The 25,837-nt window shown below is 71.3% G+C and carries 22 protein-coding genes and 1 pseudogene; 10 read left to right on the forward strand and 13 right to left on the reverse strand.

The annotated features are described in order from the left end of the window. Positions 1–236, reverse strand: a pseudogene (locus G3I19_RS17730) (ATP-dependent helicase); the annotation flags it as partial. 271 nt (positions 237–507) lie between these two features. Between G3I19_RS17730 and G3I19_RS17735 the strand changes: the two are divergent. Beyond that, a complete protein-coding gene (locus G3I19_RS17735) occupies positions 508–1,287 on the forward strand; it encodes a VOC family protein (RefSeq protein WP_164264600.1) in 780 nt (259 codons plus the stop codon). A gap of 70 nt (positions 1,288–1,357) precedes the next feature. Continuing rightward, positions 1,358–1,603, forward strand: coding sequence for a WhiB family transcriptional regulator (locus G3I19_RS17740; RefSeq protein WP_164264601.1), 246 nt, complete (start codon positions 1,358–1,360; stop codon positions 1,601–1,603). A 135-nt stretch (positions 1,604–1,738) separates the two neighbouring features. Here the strand turns inward: G3I19_RS17740 and G3I19_RS17745 are convergent, their stop codons facing one another. The 4 genes from G3I19_RS17745 to G3I19_RS17760 form a co-directional block, all read right to left on the reverse strand. Next, complete coding sequence (locus G3I19_RS17745) at positions 1,739–2,716, reverse strand: acyl-ACP desaturase (protein ID WP_164264602.1); 978 nt, start codon at positions 2,714–2,716, stop codon at positions 1,739–1,741. Between the two features lie 161 nt (positions 2,717–2,877). Continuing rightward, complete coding sequence (locus tag G3I19_RS17750) at positions 2,878–4,488, reverse strand: ABC-F family ATP-binding cassette domain-containing protein (RefSeq protein WP_203599713.1); 1,611 nt, start codon at positions 4,486–4,488, stop codon at positions 2,878–2,880. 253 nt (positions 4,489–4,741) lie between these two features. Then, the gene (locus G3I19_RS17755) at positions 4,742–5,626 is read right to left on the reverse strand and encodes a methyltransferase domain-containing protein (protein ID WP_164264603.1); all 885 of its coding nucleotides are present in this window, start codon (positions 5,624–5,626) and stop codon (positions 4,742–4,744) included. A gap of 57 nt (positions 5,627–5,683) precedes the next feature. Then, positions 5,684–6,100 (reverse strand): SsgA family sporulation/cell division regulator, encoded by a 417-nt coding sequence (locus G3I19_RS17760; protein WP_164264604.1) that lies wholly within the window; start codon positions 6,098–6,100, stop codon positions 5,684–5,686. 245 nt (positions 6,101–6,345) lie between these two features. Between G3I19_RS17760 and G3I19_RS17765 the strand changes: the two genes are divergently transcribed. Beyond that, positions 6,346–9,150, forward strand: coding sequence for a beta-N-acetylglucosaminidase domain-containing protein (locus tag G3I19_RS17765; RefSeq protein WP_164264605.1), 2,805 nt, complete (start codon positions 6,346–6,348; stop codon positions 9,148–9,150). A 117-nt stretch (positions 9,151–9,267) separates the two neighbouring features. Here G3I19_RS17765 and G3I19_RS17770 read toward each other — a convergent pair whose 3' ends face one another. The 4 genes from G3I19_RS17770 to G3I19_RS17785 all read right to left on the reverse strand — a co-directional run bounded on the left by G3I19_RS17770 (position 9,268) and on the right by G3I19_RS17785 (position 13,294). Next, a complete protein-coding gene (locus tag G3I19_RS17770; RefSeq protein ID WP_164264606.1) occupies positions 9,268–10,506 on the reverse strand; it encodes an ROK family protein in 1,239 nt (412 codons plus the stop codon). 105 nt (positions 10,507–10,611) lie between these two features. Further along, a complete protein-coding gene (locus G3I19_RS17775) occupies positions 10,612–11,598 on the reverse strand; it encodes an ABC transporter substrate-binding protein (RefSeq protein ID WP_164264607.1) in 987 nt (328 codons plus the stop codon). Positions 11,599–11,669: 71 nt separating this feature from the next. Continuing rightward, a complete protein-coding gene (locus G3I19_RS17780; RefSeq protein ID WP_164264608.1) occupies positions 11,670–12,413 on the reverse strand; it encodes an ABC transporter ATP-binding protein in 744 nt (247 codons plus the stop codon). After that, positions 12,386–13,294: an ABC transporter permease gene (locus G3I19_RS17785; RefSeq protein WP_203599714.1), complete on the reverse strand. Its 909-nt coding sequence runs from the start codon at positions 13,292–13,294 to the stop codon at positions 12,386–12,388. Before G3I19_RS17785 ends, G3I19_RS17780 begins: the two co-directional genes overlap by 28 nt. Positions 13,295–13,644: 350 nt before the next feature. Between G3I19_RS17785 and G3I19_RS17790 the strand changes: the two genes are divergently transcribed. The 4 genes from G3I19_RS17790 to G3I19_RS17805 all read left to right on the forward strand — a co-directional run bounded on the left by G3I19_RS17790 (position 13,645) and on the right by G3I19_RS17805 (position 19,479). Continuing rightward, on the forward strand, positions 13,645–14,808 hold the full coding sequence (locus G3I19_RS17790) for a CaiB/BaiF CoA-transferase family protein (RefSeq protein WP_164264609.1): 1,164 nt from the start codon (positions 13,645–13,647) through the stop codon (positions 14,806–14,808). A gap of 16 nt (positions 14,809–14,824) precedes the next feature. Then, positions 14,825–15,967, forward strand: coding sequence for an acyl-CoA dehydrogenase family protein (locus tag G3I19_RS17795; protein WP_164264610.1), 1,143 nt, complete (start codon positions 14,825–14,827; stop codon positions 15,965–15,967). An 83-nt stretch (positions 15,968–16,050) separates the two neighbouring features. Then, on the forward strand, positions 16,051–17,265 hold the full coding sequence (locus G3I19_RS17800) for an acetyl-CoA C-acetyltransferase (RefSeq protein WP_164264611.1): 1,215 nt from the start codon (positions 16,051–16,053) through the stop codon (positions 17,263–17,265). A gap of 42 nt (positions 17,266–17,307) precedes the next feature. Beyond that, complete coding sequence (locus G3I19_RS17805; protein WP_164264612.1) at positions 17,308–19,479, forward strand: 3-hydroxyacyl-CoA dehydrogenase NAD-binding domain-containing protein; 2,172 nt, start codon at positions 17,308–17,310, stop codon at positions 19,477–19,479. A 69-nt stretch (positions 19,480–19,548) separates the two neighbouring features. On the opposite strand, the gene G3I19_RS17810 is transcribed toward G3I19_RS17805, so the two are convergent. The 3 genes from G3I19_RS17810 to G3I19_RS17820 all read right to left on the reverse strand — a co-directional run bounded on the left by G3I19_RS17810 (position 19,549) and on the right by G3I19_RS17820 (position 21,456). Further along, positions 19,549–20,316: a MerR family transcriptional regulator gene (locus G3I19_RS17810; protein WP_164264613.1), complete on the reverse strand. Its 768-nt coding sequence runs from the start codon at positions 20,314–20,316 to the stop codon at positions 19,549–19,551. Between the two features lie 116 nt (positions 20,317–20,432). Further along, positions 20,433–20,840: an SgcJ/EcaC family oxidoreductase gene (locus G3I19_RS17815; protein WP_164264614.1), complete on the reverse strand. Its 408-nt coding sequence runs from the start codon at positions 20,838–20,840 to the stop codon at positions 20,433–20,435. Positions 20,841–20,976: 136 nt separating this feature from the next. After that, entirely contained in the window at positions 20,977–21,456 is a 480-nt protein-coding gene (locus tag G3I19_RS17820; protein WP_203599715.1) for a MarR family transcriptional regulator, read from the reverse strand. A 128-nt stretch (positions 21,457–21,584) separates the two neighbouring features. Between G3I19_RS17820 and G3I19_RS17825 the strand changes: the two genes are divergently transcribed. The 3 genes from G3I19_RS17825 (at position 21,585) to G3I19_RS17835 (ending at position 24,717) form a co-directional block, all read left to right on the forward strand. Then, positions 21,585–22,061, forward strand: a complete 477-nt coding sequence (locus G3I19_RS17825; RefSeq protein WP_164264616.1) for a hypothetical protein — start codon at positions 21,585–21,587, stop codon at positions 22,059–22,061. 69 nt (positions 22,062–22,130) lie between these two features. Then, on the forward strand, positions 22,131–23,624 hold the full coding sequence (locus G3I19_RS17830; RefSeq protein ID WP_203599716.1) for an alpha/beta hydrolase: 1,494 nt from the start codon (positions 22,131–22,133) through the stop codon (positions 23,622–23,624). A 172-nt stretch (positions 23,625–23,796) separates the two neighbouring features. After that, positions 23,797–24,717 carry an oxygenase MpaB family protein gene (locus G3I19_RS17835; RefSeq protein WP_164264617.1) on the forward strand — a complete coding sequence of 307 codons (921 nt, stop codon included), beginning with the start codon at positions 23,797–23,799 and terminating at the stop codon, positions 24,715–24,717. Here the strand turns inward: G3I19_RS17835 and G3I19_RS17840 are convergent. Beyond that, positions 24,680–25,714, reverse strand: a complete 1,035-nt coding sequence (locus G3I19_RS17840) for a LacI family DNA-binding transcriptional regulator (RefSeq protein ID WP_164264618.1) — start codon at positions 25,712–25,714, stop codon at positions 24,680–24,682. The two genes, G3I19_RS17835 and G3I19_RS17840, sit on opposite strands and share 38 nt — an antisense overlap. Positions 25,715–25,837 lie beyond the last annotated feature (123 nt).

Here is a 25,837-nt window from a genome sequence, read left to right on the forward strand (position 1 = left end):
AGCCGCCCCTCGGTGACGTCCCGCAGGCGCGACAGCGGGATCGGCTCCAGCTCGCTCCTGGCCAGCTCCTGCTGGAGCGGGGCGAGCGCATCGCGTACGGCGCCGGCCGCGGCGGCCCGGTCGGTGACGACGGCCCGCGCCGCACCGAGCAGCCGCTCCGCCTCCAGGAGGAGGGCCCGGGCCGTTCTGCCGTCTCTTCGGCCGGCCGGGGCCGGACCGCGCTTCTCGCCGCTCACCGGACGGATGATGTCACGCGGTACGGGGCCGCGGGACCTCTGTTCGGATCAGGCCGGGGTCCGGAATCGGGAACGGCGGGCGGACACCGTCCGGGGTGTGCACCAGGTACGCCATTGGGGTCTCCCGGCTACCCGCCCGGCCGTACCCGGCGGCCCTCGGCGCGCCGGACTGTCAGTGCCCGGTGCAAGACTCGGAAACGCAGTCCGACAGGGTCCGAGGGGTCCGGAAGGGTCCGACAGGGGAGACCGCCCCCAAGCCGAGGAGCGCACCATGCTGAGCATCCCGTTCGTCGCAGGCTCACCCAACTGGATCGATCTCGCGACCCCCGACCAGGAAGGGGCCAACGCCTTCTACGGCGGGCTGTTCGGCTGGGAGTTCCGGTCGGCGGGCCCCGATTTCGGCGGCTACGGCATGTACGTCCTGGACGGGAAAACGGTCGGCGGGGTGATGCAGGGGATGGAGGGCCCGGCGGGCAGGGCGGCCTGGAACGTCTACTTCCAGACGCCGGACGCCGAAGCGACCGCACGGGCCGTCGAAGCCGCGGGCGGCGGATCGCTGTTCGGACCGCACGACGTGGCGGCGCTGGGCCGCATGTCCGGATTCACGGACACCACCGGTGCGCCCTTCTCGACCTGGCAGCCGGGGGAGAACAGCGGCATGGCCGTGGTGAACGACCCGAACGCGCTCTGCTGGACCGAGCTGTACACCACGGACATCCCCGCCGCCGCGGCCTTCTACCACGCGGTCTTCGGCTGGGAGACCAACTCCGCGCCCTACCCCGGCGGTACGTACACGATGGCGGCCCCGGCAGGCCGCGGCCCCGAGGCCAACTTCGGGGGCTTCGTCCAGACCGGAGCCGCCGACGCCGGGTACTGGCTGCCGTATTTCGAGGTGTCCGACACCGACGCGGCGGTGGCCTCGGCCCAGCGGCTCGGCGGCTCCGTCGTCATGGAACCGGTCGATCTGCCGGGCGTCGGCCGGATCGCCAAGGCGAACGACCCCTACGGAGCGAGGTTCGCGCTGATCAAGGGCGAATCCGGCGGCGCGTGAGACCCGCCGCTGGAGTCACGTTCATCGTTTGTTGAACGGATATTGATCGCCGCCGGGCACTGTGTCCAGCATGTCGATCACCACCAGCAACGCGCCTGAGCTCGCCTGGCAGGAGCGGGCGCTGTGCGCCGAGACGGGGCCGGAGTTCTTCTTTCCCGACCCCGGAAGCTCCACCCGGGAGGCCAAGCGGCTCTGCGGAATCTGCGAGGAGCGCGTGGCCTGCCTGGAGTACGCACTCGACCACGACGAACGGTTCGGGGTCTGGGGAGGACTCTCCGAGAAGGAGCGGTACGGCCTCAGACGCGCGGCGAGCTGACTACCCCCCGCCATCACTCACCCGGGACGCCGTCACCCCGTAGTGCCACCACCCCGTAACGCCGTCACCCCGGCCCGGTCTCCGCTGTGTGCGGCACCGGCCGGGGTGAGAACGGCGTACGGGGACGACGCGGTACTACGACGCGGCGGCGCGGGCGGCCATCCGGGCCTTGCGGGCCGCGAGTTTCACGTCGAACTTGGCGGCCTCGGCGTCCAGACCGCCCATGTACATCCCCAGCTCCTCCTGCGCCTTCAGTCCCTCCGGGCCGAGCCCGTCGATGTCCAGGACCTTCAGATAGCGCAGGACGGGCTGGAGCACGTCGTCGTGGTGGATCCGCATGTTGTAGATCTCACCGATGGCCATCTGCGCAGCGGCCCGCTCGAAGCCGGGCATCCCGTGTCCGGGCATCCGGAAGTCGACCACGACGTCACGCACCGCCTGCATGGTGAGATCCGGGGCGATCTCGAAGGCGGCGCCCAGCAGATTGCGGTAGAAGACCATGTGCAGGTTCTCGTCGGTCGCGATCCGCGCCAGCATCCGGTCGCACACCGGGTCGCCCGACTGGTGGCCGGTGTTGCGGTGCGAGACCCGGGTGGCGAGCTCCTGGAAGGCGACGTACGCCACCGAGTGCAGCATCGAGTGCCGGTTGTCGGACTCGAAGCCCTCCGACATGTGCGCCATCCGGAACTGCTCCAGCTTGTCCGGGTCGACGGCGCGCGAGGTCAGCAGGTAGTCGCGCATCACGATGCCGTGCCGGCCCTCCTCGGCCGTCCACCGGTGCACCCAGGTGCCCCAGGCGCCGTCGCGCCCGAAGAGTGAGGCGATCTCGTGGTGGTAGCTCGGGAGGTTGTCCTCGGTCAGCAGATTGACCACCAGCGCGGTCCTGCCGATGTCCGTGACCTTGGACTGCTCGGGCTCCCACGCCTTCCCGTCCTCGAAGAAGCCGGGGAAGTTACGGCCGTCGGAGAACGGCACGTACTCGTGGGGCATCCAGTCCTTGGCCACGGAGAGATGGCGGTTGAGTTCCTTCTCCACCACCTCTTCCAGCGCATACAGCAGCCGGGCGTCTGTCCACGCGTCCGTACTGCCGAGGTGGGGAGAGGTGATCGTCACGGGGGCTCCTGGGGACGGGAGTAGTTACCTACGGATTCGTAGGTTACGTATCCGTAGGTTAAGGCGGCAGTAAGCCTCAGCCAACCCCCGGTTCCGATATGTACCGTTACGGTCTGTTATGCGCCCAGGTCGGGCCGCGGAACGGAGAGCCACATCACGCCTCACTCCCCGGGACATTCGTTCTCGCCCAGGGTGAGCCACCGGGTGATCCCGATCGACTCCAGGAACGGCAGGTCATGGCTCGCCACGATCAGCGCCCCCTCGTAGGACTCCAGTGCGGCGGTCAGCCGGCGCACGCTCGCCATGTCCAGATTGTTGGTCGGCTCGTCGAGCATCAGCAGCTGGGGGGCCGGCTCGGCCAGCAGCAGCGCGGCGAGCGCGGCCCGGAACCGTTCGCCGCCCGACAGTGTGCCGGCCGGCTGGTCGGCACGCGCCCCCTTGAAGAGGAACCGGGCGAGCCGGGCCCGGATCAGGTTGTTGCCCGCGTCCGGCGCGTTGCGCGCCACGTTCTCCACGACGCTCAGCCCGTCGTCGAGCACATCGAGCCGCTGCGGCAGGAACCGCAGCGGCACATGCGCCGTCGCCTCGCCCGACACCGGCTCCAGCAGGCCCGCGATGGTCCGCAGCAGCGTGGTCTTCCCCGCGCCGTTCCGTCCGACCAGGGCGATCCGTTCGGGTCCGTGCGCGGTGAACTCGCCCTCGACACCGCTTCCGTACGGCAGCCGGAGGTCCCGCAGGGTCAGCACGCTCCGGCCCGGGTGGACCCGGGTGGACGGCAGCTCGATGCGGATCTCGTCGTCGTCGCGCACCGCGTCCGCCGCCTCGCTGAGGCGCTCCTTCGCCTCGTCGAGCCGCTCGGTGTGCATGATGCGGTGTTTGCCCGCCGACTCCTGGGCCGCGCGTTTGCGCGCACCCATCACGATCTTGGGCTCGCGCTTGTTCTCCATCATCTTCTGCCCGTACCGCTTGCGGCGGGCCAATTTGACCTGGGCATCGGCCAGTTCGCGTTTCTGCTTCTGCACATCGGCCTCCGCGACGCGCACCATCCGCTCGGCCGCCTCCTGTTCCACGGCGAGCGCCTCCTCGTACGCGGACAGGGCTCCGCCGTACCAGTGGACCTCGCCGTCCCGCAGATCCGCGATCTGGTCGACGCGCTCCAGGAGTTCACGGTCGTGACTGACCACGACCAGCACGCCCGGCCAGGCGTCGACCGCCGCGTACAGCCGCTGTCTGGCCTGCCGGTCGAGGTTGTTGGTCGGCTCGTCGAGCAGCAGTACGTCGGGCCTGCGCAGCAGCAGCGCCGCGAGCCTCAGCAGGACGGACTCGCCGCCCGACACCTCGCCGACGGTCCGGTCGAGTCCGACCGATCCGAGCCCGAGCTGGCCGAGCACGGCGTGGGCGCGCTCCTCCACGTCCCAGTCGTCGCCGACCGCGGTGAAGTGCTCCTCGCTCGCGTCACCGGCCTCGATGGCGTGCAGCGCGGCACGTTGCACATCGATACCCAGCGCCTGGTCCACCCGCAGCGCGGTGTCGAGTACGAGATTCTGCGGGAGGTAGCCGATGTCGCCGGTGACCCGGACGGTGCCACAGGCCGGCGTCAGCTCTCCGGCGATCAGCCCGAGCAGCGTCGACTTGCCCGAGCCGTTGACGCCGATGAGGCCCGTCCTGCCGGGGCCGACGGCCAGCTGGAATCCGTCGAGTACGGACGTTCCGTCCGGCCAGGAGAAGGAGAGCGCGGTGCACGAGATATGGGTGGACGAATGGGTTGACATACGGGTCTCCCGGTTGCTGCGAAAAGGGGTGAGGGCAACGGGTGGAGACACCGCAGGGCACAGAGAAGGCCCTGTTCCGGGAGGACAGCTCGAATACCGAGGTCACACGCGGTGCGCGCAGGTGTGGTCACTGCACGGCACGGTGTCTCAAGACCTCAGTAGCGCAATGTCCTACTCCGATCAACGACAACAGGGCCGGAGAGAACGTTACGGCCGATCCTGCCCGGCCGCAAAGTGATTTACCGTAAGTGATCTACCGCGCCCGCTCCGGTGCGGCCGCTGCGCTGTCCCGTCCTGGCCGGCGTCCCCAGGCGGAGATCATGGGGGATGTCGCCAGGTCGAGCCGGCCGGTGGCGACGTTCGCCAGGTGCTGGTCGATCTCCTGGTCGGTGGCGAGCCCGGCCGCCACGAGGCGGGCGCGGATCTGGCGCACGGTGGCGGCCTCCAGCGTGGTGCAGGCCGGGGACGTGATGGGGAAGTACGCGTCCGCCCGTACGTCGTCGAGACCGGCTTCCCGCAGCAGCCTGGGCAGCGTACGCCCGTAGGCGAGGTCCGCTCCGCGCGCGGCCATCAGCTCGCGGAAACCGGTCCGCAGCCGGTTGGCGAGCCGCTGCTCGGGGCCGGACTCGTCGGGGCACAGGAGCGGCTGCAGCCCGGGGTCGGCGTCCTCGACCAGCAGCCATCCGCCGGGGCGCAGCGCCCGCACCATCCGGCGCAGCGCCTCGGCCCGGTCGGTGACGTGGACCAGGACCAGGCGCGCGTGTACGAGATCGAAGCCGCCGGGCGGCGGCGGGTCGGCCGCCACGTCGTGGCGCAGCACCTCGATGGTCCCGCCGGCGGAGGCGCCGCTTCCGGTGCCGCTCATGCCGCCGGTGCCGAGCGCGGCCTCGGTCCAGGAGGTGTCGATGTCCGTGGCCAGTACCGAGCCCGCGGGGCCGACCCGTGCCGCCAGGCCCCTGGGCACGCTGGGGCCGCCCGCGCCGATCTCCCAGCACCGCATGCCGTCCGTGATGCCGAGCCCGTCGACGTGCCGGAAGGTCACCGGATCGAACAGCTCGGCCAGCGCGTCGAAGCGGACACCCGCTTCCGACTGCCGGTTGTCGAGCAGGTATCCGTGGTCCGCGCCGTCATCAGCCATGCGGTGAGTATCGCCGACCGGCGGTTCTGACCGGTCACAGCCCTGCGGGTGAAGCCCTCAGCAGGCGTCCCGCAGCAGTTCCACGACGTCCTGGTCCACATCGAGGTAGCGGTGCTCGCGTCCGGCGGGGACCACGGTCTCGGTCCGTTTCAGGAAGTGGCGCAGTTCGGAGGTGTGGATATGGACCATCGCGACGCCTTCGCGGGAGTGGAACTCGAGGACGGTCCTGTCGTAGCCGAACGGCCGGATCCGTACGTCACCCACACCGGCGGCCTTACGGATGCCGGTGGCCAGCAGATCGCGTGCGAACGCCCAGGAGACCGGCTCGCCCGCCAGCGTGGCCTGCGGCGGGAAGCCGACGCTGACCGCGAAGGGGTCCGTACGGTCATAGCGCAGGGTGGCCGGGACGGTCTCCATCCGGGGTGCGGGTGTGACCAGGCGAGCCTGGACTGCCTGTTCGACGATATGAGGCAAGGTCTCGCTCCCTTCTCGCGGTTCGGCCGACGGTGTTCCCTCGAAGGGTCAGACGTCCGGCGGGACCGTTCCGTGCACCGGGGAAGTGGGTGACATCCATCACCCTGCCGGGGGATGGTGCATACCAATGCGCGTATCTGCTCGAAAAAGCCTTCCTGCGCGCATCATTGACACATAATCAGCCGAGTGGTCTAGTCCTCTACATCCCCGCTCAGGGGTCGGTGCCGAACCGTGGAGGATCGTCGATGTTCCGCAAAAAACCGGCCGGACCACAGCACAGCCCGCTCTCGGGACCCCTGCTCAGACCGCTCGTGGCGGGCCTCGCGCTGGCCCTTTCCGCGGCCCCGCTCAGCGCGGCCACCGCCGGGACCGCGAGCGCGGCCCCGAAGACAGTGGCCCTGAAGACGGCGGCCCCCAAGGCAGTAGCCCCCAGGACGGCAGCTCCGAAGAACGCAGCCCCGAAGTCCACAGCACCTGTCATCACCCCCGCGCCCCAGTCCGAGTCCCCCCGCCAGGACAGCGTGCGCATCACCCCGTACGTCGACATCGTCACCGGCGCCACCACCGACGCCGCCGCGCTCTCCCTGGTGGAGAAGTCCCTCAAGGCCGCCGGAGCCGCCCATCTGTCCGTCGGACCGAAGAGCACAGGACACGACCGGCTCGCGGTCTACGTCGGCGGCCCCGGCGAGAACCAGGCATCCGCCACCGCCCTCACCGCGCTCGGCGTCCAGGGCACCCAGGGCCTCGCCGCCGAGGGCTATGTCCTCGCCGCGGGCCGCGCGAAGGGAGACGGCGCCGGCCGGATCGTGCTCTCCGGGGCCGACGTCACCGGGACGTACTACGCCGCCCAGTCACTGCGCCAGGTCCTCCCGCGGCACACCGGCCCCGGCGCGTCTGTGCGCGGCCTGGCGGTGCGCGACTGGCCGGCCACACCGGTACGCGGCACGATCGAGGGCTTCTACGGCACCCCCTGGTCGCAGGCCGCGCGCCTGGACCAGATGGACTTCTACGGCTCCCACAAGATGAACATCTACGTCTACTCGCCCAAGGACGACGCCTACCTGCGCGACAAGTGGCGCGACGCCTACCCGGCCGGCCAACTGGCCACGATCAAGGAGCTGGTGGACCGGGCGCGCGCCAACCACGTCCAGTTCACCTACGCCCTCTCGCCCGGGCTGAGCGCCTGCTACAGCTCGGACGCCGACCTCAAGGCGCTGGTCGACAAGCTCCAGACCATCTGGGACATCGGCGTACGGCAGTTCGCCATCCCGCTCGACGACATCAGCTACACCAACTGGAACTGCGACGCCGACAAGGCGAAGTTCGGTACGGGCGGCGGCGCGGCGGGCGCCGCCCAGGCGTACCTGCTCAACCGGGTCAACAAGGAGTTCATCAAGACCCACGAGGGCGCGCAGCCGCTGGAGATGGTGCCGACCGAGTACTACGACGTCACCCCGTCCCCGTACAAGACCGCCATCGCCGGTCAGCTCGACAAGGACGTCCTGGTGGAGTGGACCGGCGTCGGTGTCGTCGCGCCGACCATGACGGTCGCCCAGGCGAAGTCGGCCCGGACGGTCTTCGGCCATCAGATCCTGACCTGGGACAACTACCCGGTCAACGACTACGCGACCAACAGGCTGCTGCTCGGCCCGTTCAGCGGGCGCGAGAAGGGGCTCGCCGAACAGCTCGCGGGGATCACGGCCAACCCGATGATCCAGCCGTACGCCTCGAAGCTCGCCCTGTACACCGTCGCCGACTACACCTGGAACGACGCCGCGTACGACGCGGACCGCTCCTACGGGCAGGCCGTGCACGAACTCTCGGGCGGCAGCCCGCGGGTGGAGCGGGCCCTGCGGGCCTTCAGCGACGTCAACTACAGCTCGGCGCTGAACAAGCAGGAGGCCCCCGAACTGTCGGCGGTCATCTCCCGCTACTGGGACGGCAAGGCGTCGTCCGGCACCCTCGCGGCGGCGCTGCGCGAGCTGCGGGACGCGCCCGGTGTGCTCCGTGCGGACCTGCCCGACAAGGGCTTTGTCACCGACGCCGGGCCGTGGCTCGACTCGGCGAAGGCGTGGGGCACGGCGACGCTCGCGGCGCTGCGCATGCTGGACGACGCGAAGGCCGGACGCGGCGCGGCCGCCTGGCAGGAGCGGCAGCAGCTGGCCGGTCTCGTCACGAAGGCAAAGGCGCCGGTCTACACCGACATGAACGGCGGGAAGATCCCCGTCGTCGTGGGTGACGGTGTGCTCGACGCGTTCGTGACCCGGGCGCTCACCGATGAGGGCAGGCTCATCGGGCTGCCGCCGCAGCCGACCGGCCAGAGCGATCTGGGTGTCTACTCGGGCAACGCCCCGGCCCGGATGACCGACGGCGACGACTCCACGTACTTCTGGAGCAGTGCCGCGGCCGCCAAGAACGACTGGGTGGGCGTGGATCTCGGCGCCGAACGCGCCATCAGCGATGTCACCGTCACGATGGGCAAGCCGGGCAGCGAATCCGACTACCTCCACCAGGGTGTGCTGGAGTACTCGTCGGACAACAGCACCTGGCACACGCTCGGCTCGTTCAAGGACGCGCCGACGGCCACGGCCAAGGCCCCGGCCGGCACCACGGCGCGGTACGTACGGGCCAGGGCGACCGCCGACCAGACGAACTGGGTGGTGGTACGGGAGTTCCACGTGGGCGGTGCGGACGCGCCGGCGGTGACGGGCAACCCGCCGGCGGCGGACGGCAGCAGCCTGGCCACCGCGGCGGACGGGAACGCGGAGAGCGTCTACCGCGCATCGCGCGCGCCCGCGGCCGGTGAGTCTCTCGGCATCACCCTGCCGCAGCCCAGGACGGTGCACTCGGTGACCGTGCTGGCGCCCTCGGACGTGCAGGGCGCCGGGGCGGCCGTGCAGATCCGTACCGGCGGCCGGTGGCGGACGCTCGGCGCGACGACCGGTCCCTACACCCGCCTCACGACCCGTGCGGTCACCGCCGACGCGGTCCGCCTGCTCTGGGCCGGAGGCTCGGCGGCGCCGCAGATCAACGAGGTGGCCGTGCAGTAGCCGCGGGAACACCCGCGCAGCGGCGTGGGGGCCCGGCGGCCACGAAACCCCGGGTCTCCACGGCGTACTCCGTACTCCCGGCGCGTACTTCCGCACCGGCACCGGGCCGTGGGCCGGTCAGCCCGCCCGCTGCTCCGTGTACGCGACCGGGTCGGCCAGTACTTCCTGGACGATCAGCGCCGCCGCGCCCCGCGCGGCGTCCCCCGCAACCGACGAGGCGCGCAGCCTGCCGCTGCCGTGCGGCCAGAGTCCGGAGACCACCCGGCCGGTCAGTTCCCGGTCGGCGCCCGGCGACAGCCACGGCATCAGACCGCGGTAGATCCCGCCGAGCACCACCGCGTCCGGGTCGAAGAGGTTCACCGCCCCCGACAGCGCCCGGCCCAGCATCACTCCGGCGTCCCTGATGGCGGCAACGGTGCGTTCGTCGCCCGAGCGGGCGCGCCGCTCCAGCTCCGCGACCCCGGACGCCCCGGCGCCCTCGTCGATCCCGGCGGCCCACAGAAGCGCCGACTGGCCCGCGTACTGCTCCAGACAGCCCCGTGAGCCGCACCGGCACTCCGGGCCCGCGGGGTCCACCACCACATGGCCGATCTCACCGGCGAACCCGTGCGCGCCGCGCAGCAGTTCACCATCGAGCACCAGAGCGCCGCCCACCCCGATCTCACCGGTCAGATAGAGGAAACTGCGGACGCCGCCGAGCCCGCCGAACCACAGCTCGGCCAGCGCGGCCAGATTGGCCTCGTTGTCCGAACTGACGGGCAGCGGACGGCTGTCCGGGCGCAGCGCCGACAGCGCCTGGGCGAAGACCCCCTCGGCCGCCACCCGGTTCCAGCCGAGGTTGGGTGCCTGTCGCACGGTCCCTCCGGACACCAGACCGGGCAGCGCCAGCTGCACGCCGACGGGCCGCAGCTCCTGCTCGCGGGCCGACTCCAGCGCCCGCGCCGCGACCCGGGCGGCGCGCGCCAGCACACCGGCGGGCGGCGCGCCCCGGTTGTCGGTGTGCTCGGTCAGACGGACCCGGCCGGTGCCCGACAGATCCACCACGCACACCGACACATAGTCGACGTTGATCTCGACGCCGACCCCCGCGGCCCCGGTGCGCGCGGGCTTGAGCACGGTGCCGGGCCGGCCCGCCTGCCCGCTGAACGTCTTGCCCGACTCCGCGAGGAAGCCGCTCTCCAGCAGCTGCTCGACCAGCGACGAGACGGCCGCCCGCGTCAGCCCCACCCGTGCGGCGACACCGGCCCGGGTGGCCTCGCCCTGCTCCCGTACGGCACGCAGCACCAGGCTGAGATTGTGCCGCCGTACGGTGTCCTTGTCGGCCTTGGGGCCGAGCGGTGTGAGGTGACTGGTCATATCGCCGCTGAGCCTATGCGACCTTGTACCGCGCCACCCGGGCGGGACGGCGGGAAAGATCGCAGCGCTGGTCACGGCGGGCGGCGGACCGCGCCGTCGGACCGGTCAGAACGAGTGGGGCGCGGTGGTGGACGGCGGCACACCGGCGTTGAACCTGGTGTCGACGAAGTCGGCGAACTTGAACTGCTCGGGTATCAGCTTCAGGCCCGCGAACTCGTCCGCGATCTGCTGCTCCGAGGCGACGGCGGCCCGGTCGACGGCGACCCGTACCGTCGTGCCCGACGTACGCCGCACCGCGTCCAGCGCCACCTCGTACGGCACGCCGGTGTCCTTCGCCCATACCTTCGCCCACGCTTGCGGGTGCTGGTAGACCCACTTCCGGGCGCGCTGCAGCCGCTGCATGTAGTCCTTCATGGCCGCGGCCTTGCCCTTGTCCGCCAGCGCTGACGGGGCGGCGATGTCGAAGGTGAGGCCGTTGACCAGCCCCTGTCCGCTCACCAGGACGCGGGCGTCGCCGCCGTCCAGCGCCTGTGTGGTGGTCGGGTCGGCCGCCGCCCAGGCATCGACGTCTCCCCGCTTGAACGCGGTCTTCGCCTCGGCGGACTGGAGGTAGTCGACCTTGACGTCCTTGATCGACATCCCGGCCTTCCTGAGCACGGCGAGCAGCAGGTCGTGCCCGGTGGTGCCCTGCATCACCGCGATCTTCTTGCCCTTGAGGTCCTTGACGTTCTTCAGCGGCGAGTTCTTCGGCACCAGGATGGCCGTACCCGCCACCGAGCTGTGCATCGCGCCCACGACGGTGATCTTCGACTTGGACGCGGCGGCGAACACCGGGGGAGTGTTGCCGGTCCAGCCGAGGTCGACCGCCTTGGCGTTGACGGCTTCCAGGAGCAGCGGCCCGGAGGCGAAGTTCGACCAGTTGATCTTGTACGGCATGTTCTTGAGCTCGCCGGAGGCTTCCAGCATGGCTCGGTCACCGCCCGTCTGGTCACCGACGTTGAGCGTGGTCGCGGTGTGTGCGGGCTTCCCTCCGCATGCCGTGGCCAGCAGAGCCAGCGGGATGAGCAGGGCGCCGAAACAGCGTCGTTTCATGGGGAGCCTTCTTCGATTCGAGCGGTTGAGCGGTTGAGTGGTGTGGGGGATGCGTGAGGGGCGTGAGGCGGTCAGGGGCGGGCCTGAGACGCCACGACGCCGAGTTCGGTCAGAAGTCCGGCGCGCAGCAGCGTGAACTCCGGCGCGCCCACGTCCCGGGGGCGTGGGAGGCCCACCTGTTGTTCGTGGGCGATGACACCGTCCTGCATCACCAGGACCCGGTCGGCGAGCAGCAGCGCTTCCTCCACGTCATGCGTGACGAGCAGTACGGCGCAGCCCCTGCGCTGCCACACCTCGGCGACCTGCTGCTGGGCCCTGATCCGGGTGAGTGCGTCGAGTGCCCCGAACGGCTCGTCGAGCAGCAGCAGGTCCGGTTCGCGGACCAGTGCCCGGGCCAGTGAGGCGCGTTGGGCCTCGCCTCCGGAGAGCGTCCTGGGCCAGGCGTCCGCCCGGTGTTCGAGGCCGACCTCGGCCAGCGCCCGTACCGCGGTCTCCCGCGTGGGGCGGCCCGGCAGGCCCAGTACGACGTTGCGCCACACGCGTTTCCACGGCATCAGCCGGGGCGCCTGGAAGGCCACCGCCCGGCGGCGGGGCACGAGCACGGCGCCGTCGATGTCCCGGTCGAGCCCGGCGAGTATCCGCAGCAGCGTGCTCTTGCCGCAGCCGCTGCGGCCCAGCAGGGCCACGAACTCGCCCGGCCGTACCGTGAGATCCAGCCCGTCGATGACCGCCCGGCCGTCGAAGGGCCGGGTCAGACCGGTGATCTCGACGGCCGCCCGGCCTGCGGTCACTTCCCCGTGAACGTCGGTCGCCATTGCAGCAACAGCCTCTCCAGCGTACGGACGACGACATCGGCGGCCAGGCCGAGAAAGGCGTAGACGATCAGGCAGACCACGATGACGTCGGTGCGGTAGTACTCGCGGGCCTGGTCCATCAGGAAGCCGATGCCGTCGCGGGCGTTGACCGTCTCGCCGAAGACCAGGGCCAGCCACGCCGAGCCCAGCGCGAAGCGCAGCCCGGTCAGGGCGCCCGGCAGCGCCCCGGGCAGCACCACATGGCGGATCAGGCCCCAGCGGCCCAGGCCCAGGGTGGTGCCGGCCTCGATCAGCTGCTGGTCCACGCCGCGGATCCCGGCGTAGGTGTTGATGTACAGCGGGAAGGCCGCGGCGAAGGCGATCAGCGTCGCCTTGACCGTCTCACCGATGCCCAGCCAGACGATCAGCAGCGGGATGAGCCCGGCGAACGGCACCGCGCGCAGCATCTGCACCACGGCGTCGATCAGGTCCTCGCCGATGCGCAGCAGCCCGGACAGCAGCCCGAGCCCGACCCCGGACGCCGCGCCCATTGCCAGTCCGACGGCGACGCGCTGCACCGAGACCGCCATCGCCGACGGCAGCGTGCCGTGGGCGATCAGACCGCGCGCGGTCCGGGCGATGGTGCCAGGGGAGGCGAGGATGTCCGCCGGGAGTGCGCCGGTGGCGCTGAACACCTGCCACAGGACCAGCAGCAGTACGGGCCCGGTGGCGCGCCGGAGCCAGCGTGGCACGCCGCGGCGCCGGGACGAGGCGGAGACGATGGGTTCCAGCTCGACGCCTGCCGCGCCGGGTGTGACCGCCGCTTCGGGGGCGTCGGCCGATGTGCCGGACGTACCGGATATGCCAGGTGCGGAAGGTGTGCCGTTGGCGGGGGTGTTCATGGAGGGCTCCACGTCGGGGCAGGAGGGCGCGGACCCGCGGCAGCGTGCGGAGGAGGTCACGCTCAGCGGGCCGGTGGGACCGCCCGCCGAGGGACATCTCGTAAATGCGACATGAACACGCGCCAGAAGCTAGCAGGTGGGACCCTCGGGCGGTCAACGGCGTCTCGCCCATCGGACGTCCGTCTTGCGCGCCGGACGGACCTGGTCAAGCGGGCGGCGGCCCGGCGGCCGCTGCGCCGCCCCGGACGGCAACCCCTAAGCGGATGCTCAGCCAAAAGGCTTGTGCGGAGTGGAACGCGTTCTTAACATCATCGATGTCACATCAGTTGTGTCACAGTCCTGGGGGCGTGATGACAGAGGCAGGGAACGGTCCGCTGGCGGGAGTCCGGGTGGTCGAGCTGGCGGCGATCGGCCCCGGCCCGTTCGCCGCGATGGTCCTCGCGGACCTCGGTGCCGACGTCGTACGCGTCGACAGACCGGGCGGCGCCGGGCTCGCGGTCAACCCGGAGTACGACCTCACCAACCGCAACAAGCGCTCGGTCCTCATCGACCTCAAGGCCGACGACGGGCCCGCTCGCGTCCTCGGCCTCGTGGAGCGCGCCGACATCCTGATCGAGGGGTACCGGCCCGGCGTCGCCGAGCGGCTCGGCGTCGGCCCGCGGGAGTGCCACGCCCGTAACCCGAAGCTCGTGTACGGGCGGATGACCGGCTGGGGCCAGGAGGGGCCGCTCGCCGGACGCGCCGGGCACGACATCGCGTACATCGCCGTCACCGGCACGCTCGGGATGATCGGCAGCCCCGGCGAGCCGCCCACCGTCCCGGCCAACCTGGTCGGTGACTACGCGGGCGGCTCGCTCTATCTGGTGATCGGCATCCTCGCCGCGCTCCAGCACGCGCGCAGCGGCGGGGGAGCGGGGCAGGTGGTCGACGCCGCGATCGTGGACGGTGCCGCACATCTGGCCACCATGATCCACGGCATGCTGGCGGCCGGTGGCTGGCAGGACCGACGCGGGGCGAACCTGCTGGACGGCGGCTGCCCCTTCTACGGCAGCTACGAGACGTCGGACGGCGAGTACATGGCGGTGGGCGCCCTGGAGCCGCAGTTCTACGACGAGTTCGTGCGACTGCTCGGCATCGAGACCGAAGCCCCCGCACGCAAGGACTTCGCCCGCTGGGACGGGCTGCGCGAGACGATCGCCGCCCGCTTCCTGACCCGGACCCGGGCGGAGTGGACGGCGCTCTTCGAGGGGTCGGACGCCTGCGTGGCGCCGGTCCTCTCGCTGCGCGAGGCGCCGGCCCATCCGCATCTCGCCGCCCGTGGGACGTTCGTCGAGCACAGCGGGATCACCCAGCCCGCGCCCGCGCCGCGTTTCTCCGCCACCCCCGGTTCCGTACGGCTCGGACCCGCCCAGCCGGGTGCGGACACGGCAGAAGTGGCCAGGGACTGGGGCGTGCCTGAGCTCTCCGGAGCGGCCGCGGAACCGGACAACACCACATCGGATGAAGACCGTTGACAGCAGGGGGAGACCGTTGAAACGCCAGATCTTCACCGCGGAGCACGACGCGTTCCGGGAGACCGTCCGCACCTTCCTGCACAAGGAGGTCATCCCGCACTACGAGCAGTGGGAGAAGGACGGCATCGCCTCCCGCGACGCCTGGCTCGCGGCCGGCCGCCAGGGGCTCCTCGGGCTCGCCGTCCCCGAGGAGTACGGCGGCGGGGGGAACCCCGACTTCCGCTACAGCGCCGTGCTCGCCGAGGAGTTCGCCCGCGCCGGGGCGTCCGGGCTCGCGCTCGGGCTGCACAACGACATCGTCGGGCCCTATCTCACCGCCCTGGCCACCGAGGAGCAGCGCGGGCGCTGGCTGCCCGGCTTCTGCAGCGGCCGGACCATCACGGCGATCGCGATGACCGAGCCGGGCGCCGGGTCCGATCTGCAGGGCATCCGGACCCATGCCGAGGACCGCGGAGACCACTGGGTGCTCAACGGCTCCAAGACGTTCATCTCCAACGGAATCCTCGCCGACCTGGTGGTCGTGGTCGCCCGCACCTCACCGGACGGCGGTGCGAAGGGCCTGTCGCTGCTGGCCGTCGAGCGCGGCAGCGCCGGATTCGAGCGCGGCCGCAACCTGGACAAGATCGGCCAGAAGTCGCAGGACACCGCGGAGCTGTTCTTCCACGATGTCCATGTCCCCAAGGAGAACCTGCTCGGCGAGCTGGACGGGGCCTTCATCCATCTGATGACCAACCTCGCCCAGGAGCGCCTCGCCATCGCCGTGGCCGCGATCGCCGCCGCCGAACACCTCCTGGAGATCACCACGGCGTACGTCAAGGAGCGCGAGGCGTTCGGCCGGCCGCTCTCGAAGCTCCAGCACATCCGCTTCGAGATCGCCGAGATGGCCACCGAGTGTGCCGTCACCCGTACGTTCACCGACCGCTGCATCGCCGAGCACTCGGCGGGCGAACTCGACGCCGTACACGCCTCGATGGCCAAGTGGTGGGCCACCGAACTCCAGAAGCGGGTCGCCGACCGCTGTCTCCAACTGCACGGCGGCTACGGCTACATGACCGATTACCCGGTCGCCAGGGCGTTCACCGACGGCCGTATCCAGACGATCTACGGCGGCACCACCGAAATCATGAAGGAGATCATCGGCCGCTCGCTGCTCGCCTGACCTCCGCCCCTCCCTCAGGTGTCCCGTCACCGGTATCCCGCGCATGTCCCGCACCCCGATCCGCACTCCGAAAGGCCGCTGTCTTGAGTACCGAAGCGTTTGTGTACGACGCGATCCGCACCCCACGCGGGCGCGGGAAGGCCAATGGCGCCCTGCACGGCACCAAGCCCATCGACCTGGTCGTCGGACTGATCCATGAGCTGCGCCGCAGGTTCCCCGGTCTCGATCCGGCGGCCATCGACGACATCGTGCTCGGTGTGGTCAGCCCGGTCGGCGACCAGGGCTCCGACATCGCCCGCACGGCGGCCGTCGCGGCCGGCCTTCCCGACACCGTGGCCGGTGTCCAGGAGAACCGCTTCTGCGCCTCCGGCCTGGAAGCCGTCAACCTGGCTGCGGCGAAGGTACGTTCCGGCTGGGAGGACCTGATCCTGGCCGGCGGGGTCGAGTCGATGTCGCGCGTCCCGATGGCCTCCGACGGCGGGGCCTGGGCGATGGACCCGATGACCAACTGGGACACCGGCTTCGCGCCCCAGGGCATCGGCGCCGACCTCATCGCCACCATCGGCGGCTTCACCCGGCGCGACGTCGACTCCTACGCCGCGCTCTCGCAGGAACGGGCCGCCGAGGCGTGGAAGGACGGCCGGTTCGCCCGCTCCGTCGTCCCCGTCACCGACCGCAACGGCCTGGTGGTCCTCGACCACGACGAGCACCTGCGGCCCGGCACCACCGCGGACTCGCTCGCCGCGCTCAAGCCGTCCTTCGCCGCGATCGGCGAGATGGGCGGCTTCGACGCGGTGGCGCTGCAGAAGTACCACTGGGTCGAGAAGATCGACCACGTCCACCACGCGGGCAACTCCTCGGGCATCGTGGACGGCGCCTCGCTGGTCGCCATCGGCTCAGGCGAGGTCGGCGAGAGGTACGGCCTGACGCCACGGGCCCGGATCGTCTCCGCCGCGGTCTCCGGATCGGAGCCGACGATCATGCTGACCGGGCCCGCGCCCGCCACCCGCAAGGCGCTCGCCAAGGCAGGACTGACCATCGGCGACATCGACCTGGTGGAGATCAACGAAGCCTTCGCCGGCGTCGTCCTGCGCTTCGCCCGCGACATGGACCTCCCGCTGGACAAGATCAACGTCAACGGCGGAGCGATCGCCCTGGGACACCCGCTCGGCGCCACCGGAGCGATGATCCTCGGCACCCTCGTCGACGAACTGGAGCGCCGCGACCAGCGGTACGGCCTCGCCACCCTCTGCGTCGGCGGCGGCATGGGCGTCGCCACCGTCGTCGAGCGTCTCTGACCGCGTCCCTCCCACCCACGGCCCTCACGGAGCAGCCACACCATGAGCGAGAACACCACCATCCGCTGGGAACAGGACGGGACCGGCGTCGTCACCCTCGTCCTCGACGACCCCAACCAGTCCGCGAACACCATGAACCAGGCGTTCAAGGACTCGATCGCGGCCGTCGCCGACCGCGCGGAGGCCGAGAAGGACTCCATCCGCGGCATCATCTACACCTCGGCCAAGAAGACCTTCTTCGCCGGGGGCGACCTGAAGGACATGATCAAGGTCGGGCCGGCCCAGGCCCAGCAGGCGTTCGACACCGGCACGGCCATCAAGAACTCCCTGCGGCGCATCGAGACCCTGGGCAAGCCGGTCGTCGCCGCCATCAACGGATCGGCCCTCGGCGGCGGTTACGAGATCGCCCTCGCCAGCCACCACCGCGTCGCGCTCGACGCGCCGGGCTCCAGGATCGGCCTGCCCGAGGTCACCCTCGGCCTGCTGCCGGCCGGCGGCGGCGTCACCCGTACCGTACGGCTGATGGGCATCGCCGACGCGCTGCTCAAGGTGCTCCTGCAGGGCACCCGCTACAACCCGCGGCGCGCCCTGGAGAACGGCCTCGTCCACGAAGTCGCCGCCACCGCCGACGAGATGCTGGCGCAGGCGCGCGCCTTCATCGACGCCCACCCGGAGTCGTGGCAGCCCTGGGACGTCAAGGGGTACAAGATCCCCGGCGGCACCCCGTCGAACCCGAAGTTCGCCGCCAACCTGCCCGCGTTCCCCGCGAATCTGAAGAAGCAGCTGCAGGGCGCCCCCTACCCCGCACCGCGCAACATCCTGGCCGCGGCCGTCGAAGGCTCCCAGGTCGACTTCGAGACGGCGCTGACCATCGAGGCCAGGTACTTCACCGAGCTGGTCACAGGACAGACCGCGAAGAACATGATCCAGGCGTTCTTCTTCGACCTCCAGGCCGTCAACGCGGGGGCCAGCCGCCCGCAGGGGATCGCACCCCGCGAGGTCCGCAAGGTCGCCGTGCTCGGCGCCGGGATGATGGGCGCCGGCATCGCCTACTCCTGCGCACGTGCCGGGATCGACGTCGTACTCAAGGACGTGTCGGCCGAGGCCGCGCAGCAGGGCAAGGCGTACTCGGAGAAGCTCCTCGCGAAGGCGCTCTCGCGCGGCCGCACCACCGAGGCACAGCGCGACGAACTGCTGGCCCGCATCACCCCGACCGGCGACCCGGCCGACCTCGCGGGCTGCGACGCGGTGATCGAGGCGGTCTTCGAGGACGTGGCGCTCAAGCACAAGGTGTTCCAGGAGATCCAGGGCGTCATCGAACCCGACGCGCTGCTCTGCTCCAACACCTCGACCCTCCCCATCACACTGCTCGCCGAAGGCGTCGAGCGGCAGAGCGACTTCATCGGGCTGCACTTCTTCTCGCCCGTGGACAAGATGCCGCTCGTCGAGATCATCAAGGGCGAACGGACCGGTGACGAAGCACTGGCGCGCGCCTTCGACCTCGTACGCCGCATCAACAAGACCCCCGTCGTCGTGAACGACTCCCGCGGTTTCTTCACCTCGCGTGTCATCGGCCAGTTCATCAACGAGGGCGTGGCGATGATCGGCGAGGGCGTCGAGCCCGCATCGGTCGAACAGGCCGCCGCCCAGGCCGGTTACCCGGCCAAGGTGCTCTCGCTGATGGACGAACTGACGCTCACCCTGCCGCGCAAGATCCGCAACGAGGCGAAGCGCGCCACCGAGGAGGCGGGCGGCACCTGGACCGGGCACCCGTCGGACGCGGTCATCGACCGGATGGTCGACGAGTTCGGCCGGCCGGGCCGCAGCGGGGGAGCGGGGTTCTACGACTACGAGGACGGCAAGCGGACCGGACTCTGGCCGGGACTGCGTGAGCACTTCACGAAGCCCGGAACGGATGTCCCCTTCACCGACATGAAGGAGCGGATGCTCTTCTCCGAGGCGCTGGACAGCGTCCGCTGTCTGGAGGAGGGCGTCCTGACCTCGGTCGCCGACGCCAACATCGGCTCGATCCTCGGCATCGGCTTCCCGGGCTGGACCGGGGGTGTGCTCCAGTACATCAACGGCTACGAGGGCGGTCTGCCCGGCTTCGTGGCGCGCGCCCGGGAACTGGCCGAGCGGTACGGGGAGCGGTTCACGCCGCCCGCGCTGCTGGCCGGGAAGGCCGAGCGGGGCGAGACCTTCAGCGACAACTGAGGCCGGAATACCGGGAGGCCGGGCCGGTCCAGCCTCCCGGGCCAGGTCCGGCCCGGCTGTCCGGCCGGGTCAGGGGGCTGCGGGCCCGTCCGCGTAACGGGCCCGCAGCTCCTCCTTGAGCGACCGCTGGAACGCGGTCACCAGTGCCTGCACCACCATGGGCTGCATATCGGCGGAGAGGGTCTTCATGGCCTCCACCGCGTCGGGGTCGCTCTCGCGCTCCCGGTAGGGCCCCCACACCTCGTCCTGGAAGAGCCGGGTCAGCTCCTTCGCGGCGGCCCGGGTGTGCTCAAGGACCACGGTGCGCGCGGCGAGGATCGTCTCGTGGGCGATCGGCACATCGAGCAGCTGCACACCGAGCGCGAGCAACCCCGGATCCACCCGGAAGGCGTCCTTGTCGCCCTCGACCCGCTCCAGCACGTTCATCGCGGCCAGCCGGTCGATGTCCGGTTCGGGCAGCGGCCGGCCCGCCCGGCGCTCCAGCTCCGCCCGGGTCGCCTCGTCCGCCCCCTCCGGCGCCCACGAGGCCACCACGGCGCGGTGGATCGCGAGATCATGCGCGCTCAGGCCCTCGGGGAGCTGGCGGAGATAGCGCTCGATCGCGGCGAGCGTCATCCCGTGGTGCTGCAACTCCTCGACGAGCGCCAGCCGGGAGAGGTGCGCGGGGCCGTACAGCCCGACGCGGCGCGGCCCGATCACCGGCGGGGGGAGCAGGCCGCGTGCGCTGTAGAAGCGGACGGTGCGGACGGTCACCCCGGCGCGTGCGGCCAGCTCGTCGACCGTGAGGGCCGCGGCCCCGGCCGTGTCCGGGCCCGTGTTGTCGGGGCAGGTCGCCATTGCTTGTGCCTCGTTTCCCGGATACCCGGTCGGTCACTGGGTCGATCACTCGGTCCGGTACAACAGTATTGCTGTCGCACCATCGTTGTGAAAGTCCGGGGCGGCCGTGGGCGCCGTCAGGAGCGGTAGGCGCGCTTGGACCGGCGGCTCATCCTCGTGTTCTGGAAGGCCACGCATTCCCAGCGTCCCTCCTGGCGGTGCAGCGTGAACGTCTGGAACTTGTCGAAGCCGATCCGGCTGCCCTTGCCGACGCCGCCGACGGTGGTCACCACCGCCGTGGACTCGTCCGGCATCCGCACGTCGATCGGCTTGACCGTCATGCGCGTGCCCTTCTGCCAGCGGGTGAACACCTCACGGTGTGTCCGCTCGATGGCGGCGCGCCCGAGCATGGCGTCCCCCATGAAGATCACATAGGACGCGTCCTCCGCGAACTGTGCCGCGTAGCCGCTTGCGTCCCCCGCGTCCCAGGCATCCCGGATCCGTTCCAGGAATCCCTCGACCGTGTCCTGGTCCGTGACTGCCATCGTCGTCTCCTCGGTCGGCTGTGGTCGGCCGCCTTGCGGCAGCGCTCAATTACTTCTCACCGAAACTATTCCAACCGAAACGATTTACGCAAGACCCACCGGTCAGCGGATCGGGGATCCGGGCCGGAAGGGCCGATCACCAGGCCCGGACGGGACGCCCTTCGGGCTCGACGGCGACATTGGCGTAGACGATGCCGAGCAACCGGCGCAGCTCGGCCCGGTCATCGGCCGTCAGCCCCGCGGTCAGCCGCTCCTCCGACGCGCCCGCGAGCCGGATCAGCTTCTCCAGTTCCACCCGGCCCTCCTGCCGCAGGCGGACCAGTTTCACCCGGGCGTCGGCCGGCGACTCGCGCCGCTCCACCAGGCCCCGCTCGATCAGCAGCGCGAGCAGCCCCACCAGACGGCTGGCCGGAATGCCCAGCGAGGAGGCGAGCTGCTGCTGCGTGTGTTCCTCGCCGTCACGCAGCCCGCGCAGTACGGCGAAATGCCGCGGCAGCAGATCCTCCGCGGCGAGGGCGGACTCGAACGCGAGAGCCGCCGCGTTGCCCGCCGAAGCAATCACGAAGCCGAGTGGTTCGTCCGCACCGGCGCTTCGCGTGGCAGGTCCTTTCCTCACCCGGGAAACGTAGCAGCTGACCGTTCCCGCCGAAACGGCCCTGTCCGGCCCCGGCCGACCGGTTGTCACCCGGTCGCGCATGACAAATGGCATGGGTCCGGCCGCTGGACCGGTGCTGCAATGAGGTCATGTTGCACGCGAAGAGGATTCACCCGCCGAGCCAGGACTACGAGCTGACCGAGGACGGCCGGGCGCTGACGGCGTTCTCGTTGCGCAGAGGCCGCATCGGCGCACGGTTCACCCTGAGCGGGTCCGACTACCAGGTCCGCACTCACCGCTTCAGTGGTGTCTACGAACTGCTCGACGCCGGCGGGTCCGTCGTCGCGACCACGGACCGGGTGCGCCGCAGCTGGCATCTGACGTGCTCCGGGCGGGTCATCGCGTTCCGGCAGACCGCGGCGGCGGGCCGGGAGTACGCCATGGCCGGCGACGACGGGGTGCCCGTCGGCACAATCCGCCGCACCGGACACGTCCACTCCGAGATCACCGCCGACCTGCCCGGCCTGGACCCCGCGCTCCAGGTCTTCGCGCTCGTCGTCGTGCTGCTGCGCAGGCGCCGCAAGCGGGCGGCGGCCGTCCGGTCGACCGCCCTCGCGGGTGGCTGACGCCTGGCCGAAGCACCGGCCCGCACTGCCCTCCAGCTCCACTGCCTTATCGAAGTGAGGAGAACAACCATGCGCAGGACCTGGCTCGCGGCGCTCGCCGTCACGGTGGGCGCGGCCGCGGTGACCTCGGGTGTCTCGCAGATGGCCACGGCAGGGGCGCCGTCCCGGTCGCAGGAGGGTGCGCCCTCCCGGTCGCCGCTGCGGTGGGGCGCGTGCCCCAGCCCGACGGAGGCGACCCTGCGGTGCGCGCGGCTCGCGGTGCCGCTCGACTACGGCCACCCCGACGGGCGGACGATCGATGTCGAGGTGTCCCGTCTGGCGAGCACGAAGCCGGCCGAGAAGCGCGGCGTGCTGCTGCTCAACCCCGGCGGCCCCGGCCTGCCCGGGCTCCCCGTTCCCGCACTGTTGAAGCTGCCCCAGAAGGTGCGCGACCGCTACGACGTGATCGGTTTCGACCCACGGGGCGTCGGCCAGAGCACCCCGCTGACCTGCGGCTTCACCAGTGCTCAGGGTGAGGTGGCGGCCAACCCGCCCAACCCGGGCAGCGCGGCCGACGTGGCGAAGCAGGCCGCGACGGCGAAGAGCCTCGCCGCACAGTGCGCCACATCGAAGACAGCTGACCTGCTGCCGCACATCACCACCGCGAACACCGCGCGCGACATGGACCGGATCCGGGCAGCACTGGGCGTGCCGAAGATCTCGTACTACGGCGAGTCCTACGGCACCTACCTGGGCGCGGTGTACAGCACCCTCTTCCCCCGGCGCGGCGACCGCGTCGTGCTCGACAGCAGCCTGCCGCCCGAGGGCTACGATGTCGCGGCGCTGCGCGCCCAGGGCACGGGCTTCGAGACCCGCTTCCCCGACTTCGCGAAGTTCGCCGCGGCCGCCCCCCAGCAGTACCACCTGGGCAGCACACCGGCCGCGGTCCGCGAGAAGTACTTCCAACTCGCCGCGCGCCTCGACAGAGAGTCCGTACAGGGATACGACGGCACGACCTTCCGCGTCGTCACAGCGGGGGCCATCCGCGACGACAGCGGCTTCGCCTACCTCGCCGCCACCTGGCACGCCCTGGACACGGACCAGCCGCCCCCGGGCTCCGGCGACACCGGCGGCGGGGGCGCGTACAGCGACAACTACCCCGCCGCCTACCTCGGGGTGATCTGCGGCGACTCCCGCTGGCCGACGGCCCTCGCGACCTATCAGCACAACGTCGCGGTCGACCGCGTCCGCCACCCGATGTACGGCGCGTTCGTGGCCAACATCCGGCCGTGCGCCTTCTGGCCGGCCCCCGCGGAGCCGAAGGTGAAAATCACCGACCGTGGGCCTTCGAACGTCCTCATGGTGCAGAACCTCCGCGATCCGGCGACCCCGCTGACCGGGGCGCTGCGCACGCGCCGGGCCCTCGGTGAGCGGGCCAGGATGGTCACCATCGACCAGGGCGGGCACGTCGCCTATCTGACGGGCTCGAACGCCTGCGGGAACGACGCGGTGACCGACTACCTGGTCACCGGGAAGCGGCCCGCACACGACAGCTACTGCCCCGCGGAGCCGGCCAGCCCTTGACCGTCGGACGTCCCGCTCGGCCTTCGCCCGGGGCAGGAGGGCCGCGGCCCTCCTGCCCCTCCCGGCTCCCCGCGCCGCTCCGGCCCCGGCCGTCGCATACTGGACGCAGGGGAGGACGGGCCGCGGGCAGGAGCCCGCCACGACCGACGGGAGCAGCGACGGGAGTCCGCCAATGAGCAGCCGCACCACGCCGGCCGGGCCGCCGTCGCCACCGCCGCCGGGCGGGGTGCTGTGGAGCGAGGTCGGTGACATCCGGGTGCTGCTCACGCTCCCCGCGGCGCTGACCATGCAGGTGGCCCACCCCGCTGTCGGCGCCGGCGTCGACACGTACTCCGTCTTCCGTACCGACCCCTGGGGCCGCGGCGAGCGCTCCCTGCGGTCGATGCAGCTCTGGGTGTACGGCGGGGACGCCGCCGCCGAAGAGGGGCGCAGGCTGCGCCGGATGCACCGGACCATCAGGGGTACCGACACCCGTGGCCGCCCCTACCAGGCCCTCGCTCCGGCCACCTTCTCCTGGGTGCACGCCACCGGCTTCCCGGTCTTCCTGCAAGGCCGTAAGTACCTCGGACGCCCCTACACGGACGCGCAGGAGCGGCAGTTGTACGCGGAGTGGCTCCAGGTCGGGCGGGTCCTCGGGATCGACGACCGGGACATGCCGCAGACCATCGAGGAGTTCTGGCCGTACTACCGGAAGATGCTCGCCGACGAGATCGAGGCGACCCCGGTGGTACGGGAGCTGACCGACCCGCACAGTCCCGTACCGCCGCCCGACCGCGGCCCGCGTCCGCTCCGCCTGCTGCTCCGGATGTGCTGGCCGGTGCTTCTGCCGCCGCTGGCCCGCTTCCGGCACTTCGTCACGGTCGGGCTGATGCCGCCGGAGGCACGTCAGGCGATCGGCCTGGAGTGGACGGACGCCCAGGAACGGGCGCTGCGCCGTTTCGGCCGGTGTGTGCGGGCGGTGGTGCCGGTGCTTCCCGAGCGGGTGCGCTTTCTGCCGCTGGCCCGTGCGGCACGGGCGGAGCACCGGGCCGCGGTCTCCGGTGGCGGGCCGGACGTCACGCGGAGACCCGGCGCACCAGACCGGTCGGCATGATCACGGAGTCCGGCGCCGTGGCGCTCGCGCCGTCCAGTCCGCGCACCAGCATCCGGACCATCAACCGCCCCATGCCCTCGATGTCCTGACGGACCGTCGTCAGCGGCGGGTCGGTGCACTCGGCGACCTTCTCCATGTCGTCGAACCCCACCACCGCCACATCGTCCGGCACCCGTCTGCCGTGTTCCCGCAGGACCTGGAGCGCCCCCGAAGCCATCAGATCGTTGGCCGCGAAGACCGCGTCCACCTCGGGCCGCCGCTCCAGCAGCCCGGACATCGCGGCGGCGCCGCTCTCCGCGGTGAAGGCCCCCTGCACGGTGAGCCCGGGGTCGACGTCGATGAGCACATCGCGGTAGCCGTCCCGCCGGTCTATCCCCGATGTCTGGTCCTGCGGGCCCGCGATGTGCGCGATGTGCCTGCGCCCGAGCGAGACCAGATGCCGGACGGCAGCGCGGGCACCGCCCCGGTTGTCACAGTCGGCGTAGGGCAGCGCGAGACCGGACTCCGGGCCCGCCCAGGCCGGCCGGCCGCCGAAGACCGTGGGGATCCCGGCGCGGTGGATCACGGCGGGCAGCGAGTCCTCGGTGTGCAGCGAGAAGGCCAGCGCACCGTCCACATGGCCGCCCGCCAGATAGCGCCCGATCCGGTCGTAGTCCTTTCTGCCCTCCACCAGGAGCAGCACCAACTGCGAGTCATGGGCGGTCAGTTCACGGCTGATGCCGCGCAGCTGCTGGGAGAAGAAGGGGTCCGAGAAGATCCGGATCTCCGGCTCCGCGATGATGACCGCGACCGCGCCGTTGCGCCGGGTGACCAGCGTCCTGGCCGCGTGGTTGGGTACGTAGCCCAGTTCATCGACCGCCAGCCTGACCCGGTCCACCAGGGGCTGCCGTACGCCGGCGCCGCCGTTCACGACACGCGAGGCCGTCGCCCGCGACACACCCGCGCGGGCCGCTACGGCTTCCAGGGTCGGCCGGGAGCCATGGGTCGGATCGGGCAAGGGTGCTCCTCGTCGGGCGCGCGGCCGCAGGGCACGCGGGTCTCGCTCCGCGGCGGCCTCGTGCCGCGGTGCCGGAGCAGCCTAACCACCAGCCGCCGCACGCAGGAAGCCGCGCCGCCCGGT

It is taken from the genome of Streptomyces sp. SID10853, assembly GCF_010548145.1.
Taxonomy (GTDB): Bacteria; Actinomycetota; Actinomycetes; order Streptomycetales; family Streptomycetaceae; genus Streptomyces.